This window comes from Amycolatopsis sp. A1MSW2902, from assembly GCF_017312175.1.
Classification (GTDB): domain Bacteria; phylum Actinomycetota; class Actinomycetes; order Mycobacteriales; family Pseudonocardiaceae; genus Amycolatopsis; species Amycolatopsis nivea.
In genome coordinates this window covers 3,060,848-3,075,172 of the sequence record NZ_QJPO01000001.1, presented here as the reverse complement: position 1 = coordinate 3,075,172, position 14,325 = coordinate 3,060,848, and the positions used below count along the sequence as shown (strand labels likewise).

The 14,325-nt window shown below is 70.0% G+C and carries 10 protein-coding genes; 9 read left to right on the top strand and 1 reads right to left on the bottom strand.

Annotation, left to right across the window (positions count from 1 at the left end):
• The first annotated feature begins 39 nt into the window (after positions 1-39).
• The 3 genes from DMP23_RS13990 (at position 40) to DMP23_RS13980 (ending at position 5,110) form a co-directional block, all read left to right on the top strand.
• Entirely contained in the window at positions 40-927 is an 888-nt protein-coding gene (locus DMP23_RS13990) for a 1-phosphofructokinase family hexose kinase (protein WP_337821269.1), read from the top strand.
• Entirely contained in the window at positions 924-1,760 is an 837-nt protein-coding gene (locus DMP23_RS13985; RefSeq protein WP_337821268.1) for a class II fructose-bisphosphate aldolase, read from the top strand. Before DMP23_RS13990 ends, DMP23_RS13985 begins: the two co-directional genes overlap by 4 nt.
• Positions 1,761-1,972: 212 nt before the next feature.
• Positions 1,973-5,110 carry a TIM-barrel domain-containing protein gene (locus DMP23_RS13980; protein ID WP_337821267.1) on the top strand — a complete coding sequence of 1,046 codons (3,138 nt, stop codon included), beginning with the start codon at positions 1,973-1,975 and terminating at the stop codon, positions 5,108-5,110.
• A gap of 27 nt (positions 5,111-5,137) precedes the next feature.
• On the opposite strand, the gene DMP23_RS13975 is transcribed toward DMP23_RS13980, so the two are convergent.
• The gene (locus DMP23_RS13975; RefSeq protein ID WP_337821266.1) at positions 5,138-6,880 is read right to left on the bottom strand and encodes an RICIN domain-containing protein; all 1,743 of its coding nucleotides are present in this window, start codon (positions 6,878-6,880) and stop codon (positions 5,138-5,140) included.
• A 252-nt stretch (positions 6,881-7,132) separates the two neighbouring features.
• On the opposite strand from DMP23_RS13975, the gene DMP23_RS13970 reads away from it, so the two are divergent.
• The 6 genes from DMP23_RS13970 (at position 7,133) to DMP23_RS13945 (ending at position 14,221) form a co-directional block, all read left to right on the top strand.
• A complete protein-coding gene (locus DMP23_RS13970; protein ID WP_337821265.1) occupies positions 7,133-8,530 on the top strand; it encodes an ABC transporter substrate-binding protein in 1,398 nt (465 codons plus the stop codon).
• Positions 8,530-9,477: a carbohydrate ABC transporter permease gene (locus tag DMP23_RS13965; RefSeq protein WP_037811270.1), complete on the top strand. Its 948-nt coding sequence runs from the start codon at positions 8,530-8,532 to the stop codon at positions 9,475-9,477. Before DMP23_RS13970 ends, DMP23_RS13965 begins: the two co-directional genes overlap by 1 nt.
• Before the next feature lie 10 nt (positions 9,478-9,487).
• Positions 9,488-10,417: a carbohydrate ABC transporter permease gene (locus DMP23_RS13960; RefSeq protein ID WP_037811268.1), complete on the top strand. Its 930-nt coding sequence runs from the start codon at positions 9,488-9,490 to the stop codon at positions 10,415-10,417.
• 7 nt (positions 10,418-10,424) lie between these two features.
• On the top strand, positions 10,425-11,492 hold the full coding sequence (locus DMP23_RS13955; RefSeq protein WP_037811266.1) for a sn-glycerol-3-phosphate ABC transporter ATP-binding protein UgpC: 1,068 nt from the start codon (positions 10,425-10,427) through the stop codon (positions 11,490-11,492).
• On the top strand, positions 11,489-13,369 hold the full coding sequence (locus tag DMP23_RS13950) for a DUF5107 domain-containing protein (protein WP_337821264.1): 1,881 nt from the start codon (positions 11,489-11,491) through the stop codon (positions 13,367-13,369). The genes DMP23_RS13955 and DMP23_RS13950 overlap by 4 nt, the downstream gene beginning before the upstream one ends.
• 75 nt (positions 13,370-13,444) lie before the next feature.
• A complete protein-coding gene (locus DMP23_RS13945; RefSeq protein ID WP_043835871.1) occupies positions 13,445-14,221 on the top strand; it encodes a DeoR/GlpR family DNA-binding transcription regulator in 777 nt (258 codons plus the stop codon).
• The last annotated feature ends 104 nt before the right edge of the window (positions 14,222-14,325 follow it).

Below are 14,325 nucleotides of genomic sequence, written 5' to 3'. Positions count from 1 at the left end.
GCACCACGGGGATCGGGCTGCCGTGGTGGGTGCGCTGCCATGATCGTCGTCGCCACACCGAACCCCGCAGTCGACGTCACCTACCGGGTCGGCGCCCACATCCTCGGCGGCACGAATCGGGTGCTCGACGTGCAGCGGCGGGCCGGTGGCAAAGGCGTGAATGTCGCCCATGTCCTTGCGGCGCTGGATATTCCCGTGCGCGCACTGCTCCCGCTCGGCGGTGACGCGGGACGCTGGCTCGGCTCGGCGCTGGCGGTTCCGTTCGACGCCACTGCGTGCGAAGCCGAGACCCGATCGACGGTCACGGTCACCGGCGACGGACATCCCACGGTGTACGCCGAGCCGGGGCCTCAACTGTCCGACGCGGAATGGGAACGATTCTCGGCGTTGCTCGCCACCCGGCTGCGGGACGCGGAGCTGCTCGTGATTTCCGGTTCCCTGCCCCGGAACGCCGCGCCGGAACTGGTCGGCGACTGGGTTCGGCTGGCCCGGGAAGCCGGGGTCCGGGCACTGGTCGATTCGTCCGGGCCCGCGTTGCTGGCCGCCGCGCGGGCCGGGGCCGACGTTAAGCCGAACCGGGAGGGACTGCTGTCCGCCACCGGTGCCGTCGATGAAGCCTCGGGTGCCGCGGAGTTGTCCAGGCTCGGGGCCGGGCTGGTTGTGGTGTCGCGGGGCGAGGACGGCATCGCCGCCTACACCCGGGCCGGGGTCGTCGCGGTTCCTGTCGTGCCCGGTGTGCGCGGCAATCCCACCGGCGCCGGGGACGCGGCGACCGCCGGACTGGCTGCGGCATTCGTGCGCGGGCTGCCGTTGCACGAGGCGCTGCGCCATGCCGCCGCAGCCGGTGCGGCCGCGGTGTTGCGTCCGGTCGCCGGAGAGATCGATCTGTCCGCGTACTGCCGATTCCTGAACGGAGCGTCCGCATGATCACCCGTCCCGCCTTCGCCCGGTTGCTCGCCTCGGCCCAGGACCGGGGCGGCGCGGTGGGCGCGTTCAACGTGATCCTGCTGGAGCACGCCGAGGCGATCGTCTCCGGAGCCGAACAGGCGCGGTTGCCGGTGATCCTGCAGATCAGCGAGAACTGCGTGACCTATCACGGCGGACTGGCCCCGATCACCGCGGCGTCGCTGGAGATCGCGCGCCGGGCGTCGGTGGAGGTGCTCGTGCATCTTGACCACATCGAGGACACCGGACTGGTCCGCGAAGGCATCGAACTGGGCGTGCACAGCGTGATGTACGACGGTTCGCGACTGTCCTATGCGGACAATGTGCGCAGCACCCGCGAGGTGGCGGACCTCTGCCACGCGGCGGGAGTCGCGGTGGAGGCCGAACTGGGCGAGGTCGGCGGCAAGGACGGCGTGCACGCGCCGGGTGCCCGCACCGATCCGGACGAGGCGGCGGAGTTCGTCGCCGCCACCGGGGTCGACGCGCTGGCCGTGGCGGTCGGCACGTCGCACGCGATGCTGTCGCGCACCGCCTCGGTCGACCGCGGACTGGTGACGCGGCTGCGGGACGCCGTCCCGGTTCCCTTGGTGCTGCACGGATCCTCCGGGCTTTCCGACGACGAACTGCGCGGCGCGGTGGCTGCCGGGATGGCGAAAATCAACATCTCGACGCACCTCAACGGGCTGTTCACCGGCGCGGTCCGGCAGTTCCTCGAGGAACAGCCCGAGGCGGTCGACCCGCGCAAGTATGTCCGGCTCGGCCGCTCCGCGGTGGCGGCGGAGACGGCACGGCTGCTCCGGCTGCTGGCCGGGTAAGGGAAACCGGGAGGTTAGGGTCAGGCTGAACGCGGTGCTGGGAAGCGGCACCGCGCGGATCTGCCTGCCGCCCACCGGATCCGGCTCGGCGGGCACCCCCGAACCTCGATACCGACGGAAGTCTGCTCCACTGCTTCGGCCGGTGACTTTCGCTGCCTGAGTGCGCTATACAGAAGCGCCATGTGCATTTTAATGCGCAAGAGAGGTATACAATGAGCAGATTTAAGCAATCCCTGCGATGTCTGGGCTCAGCGCTGGTTCTGCTGGCCGTCGCGACCCCCTCCTCCGCCCACGCCGCCACCGCCCCCGCCGGGCGGCTCGGCGACCTGACCGGCGTCTCCGCCGACGGCCCGGTGACCACCCTGACCGCGGGCGCCGCGGCCGTCCGGGTCAGCTTCCCCTCGGCGGCTGCCGTCCGGGTCTGGCTCGCGCCGGACGGGACCTTCACCGATCCGGCGGGCAGCAAGATCGTGCTGCCGAACGGCAAGGCCCCCGTGCCGCCGAAGCGCACCGACCGCGGCGCCTACTGGGCCATCGGCACCGGCAAGGCCACGCTCCGCGCCTACAAGCACCCGTTGAAGTTCGCCCTCTACGACGGCGCGGACCGCAAGCAGCTCTGGGCCGAGTCCGCGCCGCTGTCCTGGACCGGGGACACCACCACGCAGACGCTCGCCCGCGGCGCCGCCGAACAGTACGTCGGCGGCGGGGAGCAGAACGGCCGGTTCAGCCACCGCGACCAGACCATCAAGATTTTCGCCGACGACAACTGGAACGACGGCGGCGCGCCCAACTCCCAGCCGTTCTACGCCTCGACGGCCGGGTACGGCGTGCTGCGCAACACCTTCTCCCCGGGCAGCTACTCGTTCGCCGATCCGGTCCGCACGACCCACGACGAGCGCCGCTTCGACGCCACCTACGTCGTCGGCGACGGGCTCAAGGACGTCATCTCCGGCTACACCGACCTGGTCGGCAAACCCTTCCTCCCGCCCATTTACGGCCTGGAGACCGGCGATTCCGACTGCTACCTGCACAACGCGAACCGCGGCGAGCGGCACACCCTCGACGCGGTGAAGGTCGCCGAGGGCTATCCCGAACACGGCATGCCCAACGGCTGGATGCTGGTCAACGACGGCTACGGCTGCGGCTACGAAAACCTCCAGCAGACCGGCGAAGGCTTGCGGGACAACAAGATGCAGCTCGGTCTGTGGACCGAGAACGGCGTGCCCAACCAGGCCGAGGAGGTCAAGGCCGGAGTCCGCGTGCGCAAACTGGACGTCGCGTGGGTCGGCCCCGGTTACCAGTTCGCCCTCGACGCGTGCGACACCGCGCACAAGGGCATCGAGGACAACAGCGACGCGCGCGGGTTCGTCTGGCAGCCGGTGAGCTGGGCGGGCGCGCAACGATGCGGCGTGCTCTGGAGCGGAGACCAGTCCGGCTCCTACGACTACATCAAGTGGCAGATCCCGACTTACGCCGGTTCGACGCTGTCCGGCATCGCCTACAACACCGGCGACATCGACGGCATCTTCGGCGGCAGCCCGCAGACCTACGTCCGCGACCTGCAGTGGAAGTCCTTCCTCCCGGTCGCGATGACCATGGACGGCTGGGCGAAGTCGGACAAGCAGCCCTGGCGCCAGGGCGAGCCCTTCACCTCGATCAACCGCAAGTACCTGCTGCTCAAGGAACGGCTGCTGCCCTACACCTACAGCTACTCGGTGCAGGCGCACCAGACCGGCGTCGGCCAGGTCCGGCCGCTGGCCCTGGAGTATCCCGACGACCCGAACGCCTGGACCGACAAGGCGAAGTACGAATTCCTCTCCGGCACGGACTTCCTGGTCGCCCCGGTCTACGACAGTTCGTCCGTGCGCAACGGCATCTACCTGCCCAAGGGCACCTGGACGGACTACTGGAGCGGCAAGACCTACACCGGTCCGACCACTGTGGACGGTTACGACGCGCCGCTGGACAAGCTGCCGTTGTTCGTCCGCGGCGGCGCTGTCGTGCCGATGTGGGCGGAGGGCACGACGTCCTGGCAGACCCGCGACAAGAGCCGGCTGGACGTCGACGTGTACCCGCAGGGCAAGAGCAGCTTCACCCTCACGGAGGACGACGGCGTCACGCGCGGCTACCAGCGCGGCGAGCAGGCCCGGCAGACGTTCACGGTGGACGCGCCGGGGTCCGGTCCGGGCACGGTGACCGTCGGGATCGGCGCGAGCGCCGGGTCCTATCCCGGCAAACCGGCGGCGCGGAACTACCAGCTGTCCGTCCACACGGGAACGAAACCGGCGGCGGTGCTGGGCGGCCACGGCATGCTGCGGCAGTACGCCAGCAAGGCGGAGCTGGACCAAGCCCCGTCCGGCTGGTGGTACGACCCGTCCGCGCGCGGCGTGGTGCGGGTGAAGACCGGCTCGGTCGATTCCGGTGCCGCTCAGGACATCCGGCTGCTCGGGGCGAGCGCCGTCGGCGGGTTCTTCCCCGCCGACGACAACGCCTCAGTGCGGCTTTCCGCTCCCGCGACGGCCGCTCCGGGCCAGGCCGTGTCGGCAACCGCCAGCTTCACCAACAGCACCCCGCTGCCGGTGCGTGACGTGGCATTGTCCGTGCAGGCCAACGGTTTCCACGCGGAGGCATCGCAGGCTCCGGCGCTCGTGTGGCCGGGTCAGACGGTGCAGGTGCCGGTGCGACTCACCCCGGACGCGGGTCTGCGTCCGGCGGACTACGAGCTGACCGCCACCGCGAAGTACCAGGCCCGGCTGAGCACGCACGAAGCGACCGGGTCAGCGATGGTCACGGTGCCGTACGCGACGGTGGCCGCGGCGTACGGGAACGTCGGGGTCACTGACGCGGCACACGCCGCGAACGGCGACCTCGACGGCAGCGGCAGCAGCTTCCGCGCGGAGGGTCTCGCCGAAGCGGGCTTGAAACCGGGAGCGCAGTTCACCGCGGACGGCGCTCAGGCGACCTGGCCCGACGCCGGTGCCGGGAAGCCGGACAATGTCGTCGCGGGCGGCCAGACCGTCGCCGTGCAGGGCAGCGGCGCCAAGCTGGTCCTGACCGGCACCGGGACCGGATCCGCCGCGAAGGGCCAGGTCGTCGTCCGGTACGCCGACGGCAGCACGAGCCAGGCCGAACTCGGCTTCCCGAACTGGTGCTGCGCCGACCCGGCCCAGTACGGCGCGACCACGGTCGCCTCGGTGCAGGGCAAGAACACGAAGTCCGGTCCGGCCTATCCGACGGTGGCCTACCGGGTGTTCGCGAACTCCGTCCCGCTCGACCCGGGCAAACGGGCCGTCGCGGTCACCCTGCCGTCGAACTCGGCGCTGCACGTTTTCACTGTCGCGATCGCCTGACCGTCCGTGAAGGACAGGCGGATGAAGTCAGCGGCGCGGCGTCAGCTGCAGGATCTGCTCGCCCGCGGTCCGGCCGTTGCCGACCAGGCTGCCGGTGCGGTCGGTCCAAGCGCGCACCGGCGTGGTCTCGCTTCGCCGTCCCGGCTCGGCCGAAAGCGCCAGCACCAGCCCGCTGGAGCGGTTGACCAGCCTGGTCCCGCCGTTCGCCGGGACCAGGAACCATTGCTGAGCAACGCCGGAACCGGCGTTCAGGGTCGGCGCGGTCCCCCAGCCACGGCCCGGAACTCCCAGTGCCAGACCGCTCGCGGCGTTGGTGATGCGGTAAGAACCGTCGCCGACCGGGGTGAACCGCCAGTTCGCTCCATCGCCGGCCAGCCACGAGGGCACGGACGTGGTGCCGGTGCGGCCCGACTGGGCGAGCACGCGACCGGAGCCGATCCGGTAGACGCGGCCCGGGTCGACCAGGGACGCGGCCGGTGCGGCGGACGTGATGGTCACGTCGGCGTAGACGCCGTCGCGGCCGTCCGTGCACGAGATCGAGCAGTACGACCGGAAGGTCTTGCCCACGATCGTCCCGGTGGTCTTGCTCCCCGAGTCGACGAACCAGCGGTACCACGACTGGTCCCGGTACGAACCGGTGTCGCCGATCAGCCGCCACTTCGGGTTCGCCAGGTCCTCGGTCGCGTAGAACCGCTGCGGTCCGACCGAATCGACCGCCTCCGGCTCGCCGATGTACAGCCCGAGGTGCGCGTCGTAGGCGATGTTCATGACGAACAGGTCGGATTTCCGCGGCAGCGTTCCGGCGGCTACCTGCTGGGCGGCGGTGCCGGTGTTCGCCGGGTTGTAGTCCTTCTCCGGCGGCGTGTAGCCGAGAGGGTCGACGTCCGTGGGCACGAGGTTGCTTTCCTTGCCGCCGACGCCAGGCTGCGCCCATCGGCCGTCGTACCACTTCTGCCACGTTCCGGTGCCCATCTTCCCGGACATCGGCGCGCGGGCCACGTGCGCGAGGCCGCTGAACCCGCCGCCGCCCTGACCGGCCTTCGTCACGACGCGGGAACCGTAATAGACGTAGAAGTAGCCGGACTTCGGATCGGCGAACAGCCGCGGATCGCCGTCGCCGTAGTCGAACGTCTGGTTCGGGAACGCCGCCGTGTCGCCGCGTTTCGTCGAGTACGGCGACGTGATCGCGTGCCCGCCGATCCGCCAGGTGCGGCCCCGGTCGGCCGACACCGCCCAGTCGATCGCGTCGTAGTGGGAGAACGAATAGGCGCCGAAGGGTTCGGGGGTGAACTCGTTGTGCACCAAGCCGTACCAGTCACCGGTATCCGGATCGACCCAGGTGCCGACGAGATCGCAGAAGTTCTTCTGGGTGTAGCTGGACCCGGCGGGCGGGTCGGTCGCCTCGCGTCCGGTCGGGCTCGTGTTGCACCGCCAGGTGGTGTCGTTGTTGCGATCGCGCGGCTCGGCCGGGTTCACCGCGTCGCTCAGGCTCGCGTCGCGCTTGGCCGAGTCGAAGTCCTTGCCGGTGTAGAAGTCCCAGACCCGCGGGCCGTCTTTGCCGTAGAGGGCGGCGGACTGCTGGAAATAGAAGGTCCCGTCCCGGTCCAGGAACGGGGCGGCCGGCGTGTCCGTCGGGTACGGGTATTCGGCGACGGCCCCGACCGACACGGAGTAGCCGGGGTCGGCGTGCGCGGCCAAGGGCACGGTGCAGGTCCCGGCGGTGAGGGCCAGGACCGCACCGGCGGTCAACGATGTGCGGAAGCGTGGCATGGCTCGGTTCCTCGCAGGCGATCGGCATCAACAACCGACAAGAACGAACAAGTTCACACAGCTTTAGTGATCGATTGTGCACTGTCAACCCGCCATTCGACCTGCTTCGAGCAGGTCGGGCCGTTTCCGCCCGCGGGTCACGATGCCACCGCGAACCTGAGGGAAAATGTTGACAAGTGATTGGTAAGCGCCAAAAATGCGCAGCAACACGCACTGAGTGTGTGGTCTTCGACCTCGATCAGGTGGTGGCTGATGCGGTTTCACAAGCTCGTGGGCTCGACCTTAGCGGCGACGCTGCTGCTCGCCGGGTGCGGCAGCGGCGACGCGGCGGGCGGCGGCACTGGGGAGAACGCGCTCCCCGGCGCGGCCGAATTCCTTTCCTCGCCCTGTCCGGAGCCGGCGGCGAAACCGGCCGGCGGCGGGCAGCTCGTGTACTGGTCCATGTGGACCGCGGACGAGCCGCAGGGCAAGGTGCTGCAAAAAGCGCTGAAGTGCTTCCAGGACAAGACCGGCGTGAAGGTCGACGTGCAGTGGCTCGGCCGCAAGGCCTACACCCAGAACCTGGTCCCGGCGCTCAACACCGGCACCGTGCCCGACCTGTTCGACCAGGACGTCAGCAAGGTCGGCGCGGCGATCATGACCCCGGGCGGCACGCAGAGCCTCGACGACGTGTACGGCATGAAGATCGGCGAAGGCGACAAGACGGTCAAGGACGTCCTCTCCCTCACCTCGTACGACTTCCCGCAGAACAAGGACCACGAGGGGCACAGCTTCCTCGTGCCGTACGAGATCCAGTCCAGCGCCTGGTGGTACGACAAGGCGACGGCGGGCGGCGCGCTCGGCCAGCCGAAGACCGTGGACGAGCTGATCGGCCTGTTCGACAAGGCGAAGGCGGACGGCAAGGCGGCGGTCAGCCAGGACGGCGACATCCCGTTCTACAACATGTACTACTTCACCCAGCTGGCCGAACGCTACGTCGGCGCGGGCGGGCTGGCGAAGGCGGCGCAGGACCCGACCGGCCGCGCGTGGACCGACGTGCCCGGGTTCCGCGAGGCCGCCGCGCAGACCGCGCGGATCTCGAAGTACTTCATCGACGGCTGGGACGCGGCCAAGTTCCCGCAGATCCAGCAGCGCTGGGCGGACGGCGACGCGCGGTTCCTGTACGTCGGCACCTGGGCGCCCAGCGAAACCCGCGAATACCTGGACAAGCAGGGCGCGGGCACGAAGATCGACTACGGCTCGTTCCAGTTCCCGATGCCGCCCGGCGCCACGCACGACACCGTCGAGCAGATGTCGATCGGCTTCGCCGTGCCCAAGAAGGCCAAGAACGCCGACGCGGCCAAGGCGTTCATCGCCTACTTCCTCAACAAGGGCAACCTCGCCGGCATCCCCGCGGTGGCCGACAACCTGGTGCCCCGGCCCGACCTCGCGGTGCCGGACGACCTGAAGCCGGTCAAGACCGTGATGGACGACCAGAAGAAGGAGCACGTGCTGCAGTACGACGGCATCGACGCGATCGCCGGCGGCAAATGGCAGACCGACGTGTTCGACCCCGCCGACACCGCGCTGCTCAAGGGACAGCTGACCCCGGAGGCGTTCGTGGCGCAGCTCGCGCAGAAGTCCGCCGCCTTCTGGAAGAACCAGCACTGATGGCGACTGTCACGGAGGCGGCCCGGGCCGGGCGGCGGCCCGCGCTCGGGCCGCACCTGAGCCGCAAACGCAAGCTGTTCTGGCCGTTCGCCGCCCCCGCGCTGGCGCTCTACCTCGCGTTCCTGGTGCTGCCGACGATCGCGACCGTGGTGCTCAGCTTCACCAGCTGGTCCGGCGCGGGCGACACGCCGCGGCCGCAGGGCGTCGGGAACTACGTGCGGATGTGGCAGAGCGACGCGTTCCGCTACGCCTTCGGCAACACGCTGATCTACGTCTTCCTCGGCGGCATCGGCACTTTCCTGCTCGCGTTCCTGTTCACCATGGTGCTGCGGGACATGCGCGGCGGGAAGATCGTGCGGGCGATCCTGTTCTTCCCGAACATCGTCGCCCCGGTCGCGCTCGGCATGTTCCTCGGCTTCGTGTTCAAGTACCAGCCGGGCAAACAGGGGCTCGCCAACTACGTGCTGGAGCACCTCGGCGCGGACGCGGCGAAGTTCCTCGCGCCGGAGAACGTGACCGGCGTCGTGACCGCGTCGCTGATCTGGGCCAGTTCCGGCTTCTACATCACCATCCTGATGGCCGCGGTGGACCAGATCCCGCCGTACCTCTACGAGGACGCGGACCTGGGCGGGGCCTCGCCCTGGCAGAAGTTCCGCTCCATCACGCTCCCGCTCACCTGGGACGTGGTGGGCGTGGCCGGGGTGCTGTGGACGATCAACGCGCTCAAGATCTTCGAACTCGTCTTCGTGCTCGCCGGGCCGGGCACCTACGCGCCGCCGAACCGGGCGTGGACGCTCGGCATCTACGTGTTCGACCGGACCTTCGGCTCGAACGGCACGCCGGACTTCGGCGCGGCCTGCGCCTGCGCGGTCGCGATGATCGCGCTCGTCTCGATCCTCGTCGTCCTCCTGCGCCGGTTGATGCGCCGTGACGCCATCCAGTTCTGAAGGAGACCCTGTGACCGTCACGGAAGCGCCGCCGCGCGGCTCCGCCCCGGGCAAGCCCCGGCGCACCCCGCCGCGCCGTCCCCGCCCGGCTCCCGGCAGCCGCAGGCTCAGCCCGCTGCGGCTGCTCGGCTCCGTGCTCGTGTGGCTGTTCACCGCGGGCAACCTGCTGGTGCTGTACTGGCTGATCACCGCGTCGTTCAAGACCCCGGTGGAGATCTTCACGAAGCCGTTCGCCCTTCCCTACCAATGGTTCCACGTCGGCAAGCCGTTCCGGAATTTCGTCTACGCCTGGAACAACGCCGGATTCGGCGACGCCGTGCTGTCCACAGTGGTCCTCGTCGGGCTGGCGACGATCGCTACGGTCGCGGTCTCCGCGCCGTGCGCGTATGCGCTGACCCGGCTCGGCGTGCGCGGTTCGGGCGTGCTGACCAACGGCGTCGCGATCGGCATGGGGGTGCCGTTCCAGACCGTGATCATCCCGCTGTTCGTCGCGTTCAGCGAAATCCACCTGGACAACCAATACGGGCTGTTCGTGCTCTACGTAGCGCTGTCCATACCGTTCACGGTGTTCCTCCTGACCGGGTTCTTCCGTTCTCTGCCCGACGAAATCGAAGAGGCCGCGGTGCTCGATGGCGCCTCACCGGTGCGGGTGTTCGTCTCGGTGGTGCTGCCGCTGGCCCGCGGCGGCGTGGTCACCGCGCTGACGCTCAACGCGATCGGGCTGTGGAACGAAACCCTGCTGGCGATCGTGTTCCTCAAGGACCAGGCCCACTTCACGCTCTCGCGCGCGCTGTTCACCTTCTACGGCGCGGCGAGCTACCAGTCCGAGTACGGCGGGCTGATCGCCGGGGTGGCGATCGTCGTGCTCCCGATGCTGCTGCTCTACGTCGTGCTCGCCCGCCGGATCATCACCGGCCTGACCCTCGGCGCCGGAAAGTAGGACTTCGATGGCCACCGTGAGCTTCACCGACACCACCCGCTACTACGCCGGGGTCGAACGCCCCGCGGTGGACGGGCTCGACCTCGAGGTCGCCGACGGCGAATTCCTCGTGCTGGTCGGCCCGTCCGGCTGCGGCAAATCGACCACCCTGCGGATGCTCGCCGGGCTGGAGGGCGTGGACGAGGGCTCGATCCGCATCGGCGACAAGGACGTCACCGAACTCCCGCCGAAGGAACGGGACATCGCGATGGTGTTCCAGAACTACGCGCTCTACCCGCACATGACCGTCGCGGAGAACATCGGTTTCCACCTCAAGCTCGCGCGCATGCCGAAGGGCGAACGGGACCGCCGCGTCCGCGAAGCCGCGACCACCCTGGACCTGACCGAATACCTCGACCGCCGCCCGGCGAAGCTGTCCGGCGGGCAGCGGCAGCGGGTGGCGATGGGCCGGGCGATCGTGCGGGAGCCGAGCGTGTTCCTGATGGACGAGCCGCTGTCCAATCTGGACGCCAAGCTGCGGGTGCAGACTCGCACGCAGATCGCGTCGCTGCAACGGCGGCTCGGCACCACCACGCTGTACGTCACGCACGACCAGATCGAGGCGATGACCATGGGCGACCGAGTCGCTGTGCTGCGCGACGGCGTGCTGCAGCAATGCGATTCCCCGGTCGGGCTGTTCGAGCGGCCGCGCAACGTGTTCGTCGCGGGCTTCATCGGCTCCCCCGCGATGAACCTCATCGAGACCACAGTGGACGGTTCCGGCGCGGCGGCGGGCGACGGCACGCTCCCGCTCACCCCCGCGCAGCGGTCCGCGCTGACCGGGCCGGGGATCGTCGTCGGCGTGCGGCCGGAAGGCTGGGACATCGGCAGTGCCGGATATCGCGCGGTCGTGGAAGTGGTCGAGGAACTCGGCAGCGACCAGTACCTCTACTGCCGGACCGGGGACCGCGTGCTGACCGTCCGGACCCCGGGCATGGCGCCGTGGAAACGCGGCGAGGAGATCACCCTCGCCCCGCGGACCGGCGCGGCGCACTTGTTCGACGCCGCCACCGGCGAACGGCTGCCTGACGCATGAGCACGATCACCCGCACCGAACTCGTGCTCCCGGCGGCCGAATTGGGGCCGGAAAACCCGTTGCCGCCGTTGCGGCGGACCGAACCGGCGGCTTCGGTGTCCAACGTGGACGAACTGCCCGCGGACCTGGCGGCGAACCTTTCCTACGGCAGGCTGGACACGGTGCTGCCGTGCCGGATGCAGGACGGGTACGGCCGCGACCGGACCGAACAGCGGCTGCCCGCGCTCGTGCTGGAGAACGAGCGGCTGCGCGCCACCGTCCTGCCCGGGCTCGGCGGGCGGCTGCATTCGCTGCTGGACAAGGAAACCGGCCGGGACCTGGTGTACCGCAACCCGGTGTTCCAGCCGGCGAACCTGGCGCTGCGCGACGCGTGGTTCGCCGGCGGCGTCGAGTGGAACCTCGGCAGCACTGGGCACACCACGCTGACCTGCGCGCCGATGTTCGCCGCCGAAGCACCCGGCCCCGGCGGCGAGCCGGTGCTGCGGCTGTGGGAGTGGGAACGCACCCGCGACCTGCCGTACCAGCTGGATTTCTGGCTTCCCGACGGGTCGCGGCAGCTGTTCGTGGGCGTGCGGATCCGCAACCCGCACGCTCACGACGTGCCGGTGTACTGGTGGTCCAACACCGCGGTGACGCAGACGGCCGGGACCCGCGTGCTGGCCCCTGCGAGCAAGGCCTGGCACTACGGCTACTCCGGGCGGTTGGAACTCGTCGACGTCGCGGACGAACTCACCTACCCCGCACGGGCGGAGGCGGCGGCCGACTACTTCTTCGAGGTCGATGGGCCGCCGTGGATCGCCGCCGTCGACGCAGCCGGATACGGGCTCGGGCAGGCGTCCACGGCGCGGCTGCGCGGGCGGAAGCTCTTCGTGTGGGGCGAATCCGCGGGCGGGCGGCGGTGGCAGGAATGGCTCGCCCCGGGCATGGAGGGCTACCTCGAAATCCAGGCCGGGCTGGCGCGGACGCAGCTCGAACACCTGCGGCTGCCCGCGGGCACCTCGTGGGACTGGCTGGAAAGCTACGGCCCGGTCGCGGCCGACCCGGAGATCACGCACGGACCGGACTGGCCCGCCGCGCTCGCCTCGGTCGCCGCCGAACTGCCCGCCGCGGAGGAATTGGACCGGCGCTGGCGAGAATGGCGTGCAGCCGCCGATGCCGCGCCACGAGAACTCCTGGCAACCGGATCCGGCTGGGGCGCGCTGGAAACCCGCCGGATGCTGACGGAACTGCCCGGCACGCCGTTTCCCGAGGACAGTCTCGGCGCGGCCCAGCAACCGTGGCTGGATCTGCTCGACGGCGTGGCGCCCCGGTCCGACCCCGCCGCCGAACCGCCGGACACCCTGGTCAACCGCCACTGGGCCGAACTGCTGGAGGCGGTACCCGACGAAGGCTGGCTCACCTGGTACCACCGGGGAATCGCGCGCTGGGCGGCAGGCGACCGCGACGGCGCGAAGGCCGCGTGGCATCAGTCGCTGGAGGCAGAGCCGAACGGCTGGGCATGGCGCAACCTCGCCGTCGCCCAGGAAGATCCGGCGCGCGCCGCGGAGTACTACCGGCAGGCATTGGACCTGCTGCCGAAACTGGCTCCGCTCGCCGTGGAAGCCGTCACCGCGCAGCTCGCCGCCGGAGATCCCGGCACCGCACGGGAAATGCTCGAACCGTGGCCGGCCGAGGGCAGGTTCGCGTTGCTGCGGGCGCGAACCTCGCTCGCGCTCGGCGATCGCGAAGGGGCGCGCGAGGTCTACGAGCGCGGCTTCACGGTGCCCGGGATCCGCGAGGGAGAGACGTCGCTGAGCGATGTGTGGCACGCGATCTCCCCTGGCCCGCTGCCCGCCGAATACGATTTCCGGATGAAAACCGGTGGTGGGGCCGGATGAGCGCGACCGGCCAGATGGGTGAACAATGGCGCGGCGGCGGGCGCGCAGGGAATGGGTCGAAGGGAGCACAAGCCGATGGCTCGGCATGAACGGTTGAGCACACTGTTGGACCTCTTGGCGAAGCGGGAGAAACTCGACGTCGAAGAGGTGGCCGCGGAGCTGAACGTCTCCGCCGCCACGATCCGCCGCGACCTGGACCACCTCGCCGAACAGCAGCTGCTCACCCGCACCCACGGTGGAGCCGTCGCGAACGACCTCGCCTACGACCTGCCGTTGCGGTACAAAACCGCCCGCCACGCCCCGGAAAAACAGCGGATCAGCGCCGCGGCCGCGGCACTGGTGTCCAACGGCATGGTGGTCGGCCTCAACGGCGGCACCACGACCGCGGGCGTCGCCCGGGCACTGGCCATGCGCGCGGACCTCGCCGACGCCCCCGGCCTCACCATCGTGACCAACGCGCTCAACATCGCCCACGAGCTCGCGGTGCGGCCGAACATGAAGATCGTCGTCACCGGAGGGGTCGCCCGCCCGCAGTCCTTCGAACTGAGCGGCCCGCTGGCGACCCTGGTGCTCAGCCAGCTCAGCCTGGACCTGCTGTTCCTCGGCGTGGACGCGCTGCACCCGGCCGCGGGCGCGTTCGCCTGCCACGAAGGCGAGGCGGACATCAACCGGCTCATGGTCAACAACGCCGCCCGCGTGGTGGCGGTGGCGGACAGCTCGAAACTCGGCCGCCGCGCCTTCGCCCGCATCTGCGACATCACCGACGTCCACGAGGTCGTGACCGACAGCGACGCCGATCCCGACGTCACCGCCGCGCTCAAGGCCGCCGGAATCCCGGTCCAGATCGCCTGAAACCCGGCTCCGGCCCGCCGTCCGCCGCTGCTCCCGCGGACGGCGGTTCTGTCGTGCCCGGGTCCATTCAGGACACCCCCTTTCCGCGCCGCGTTCCCGCTCAC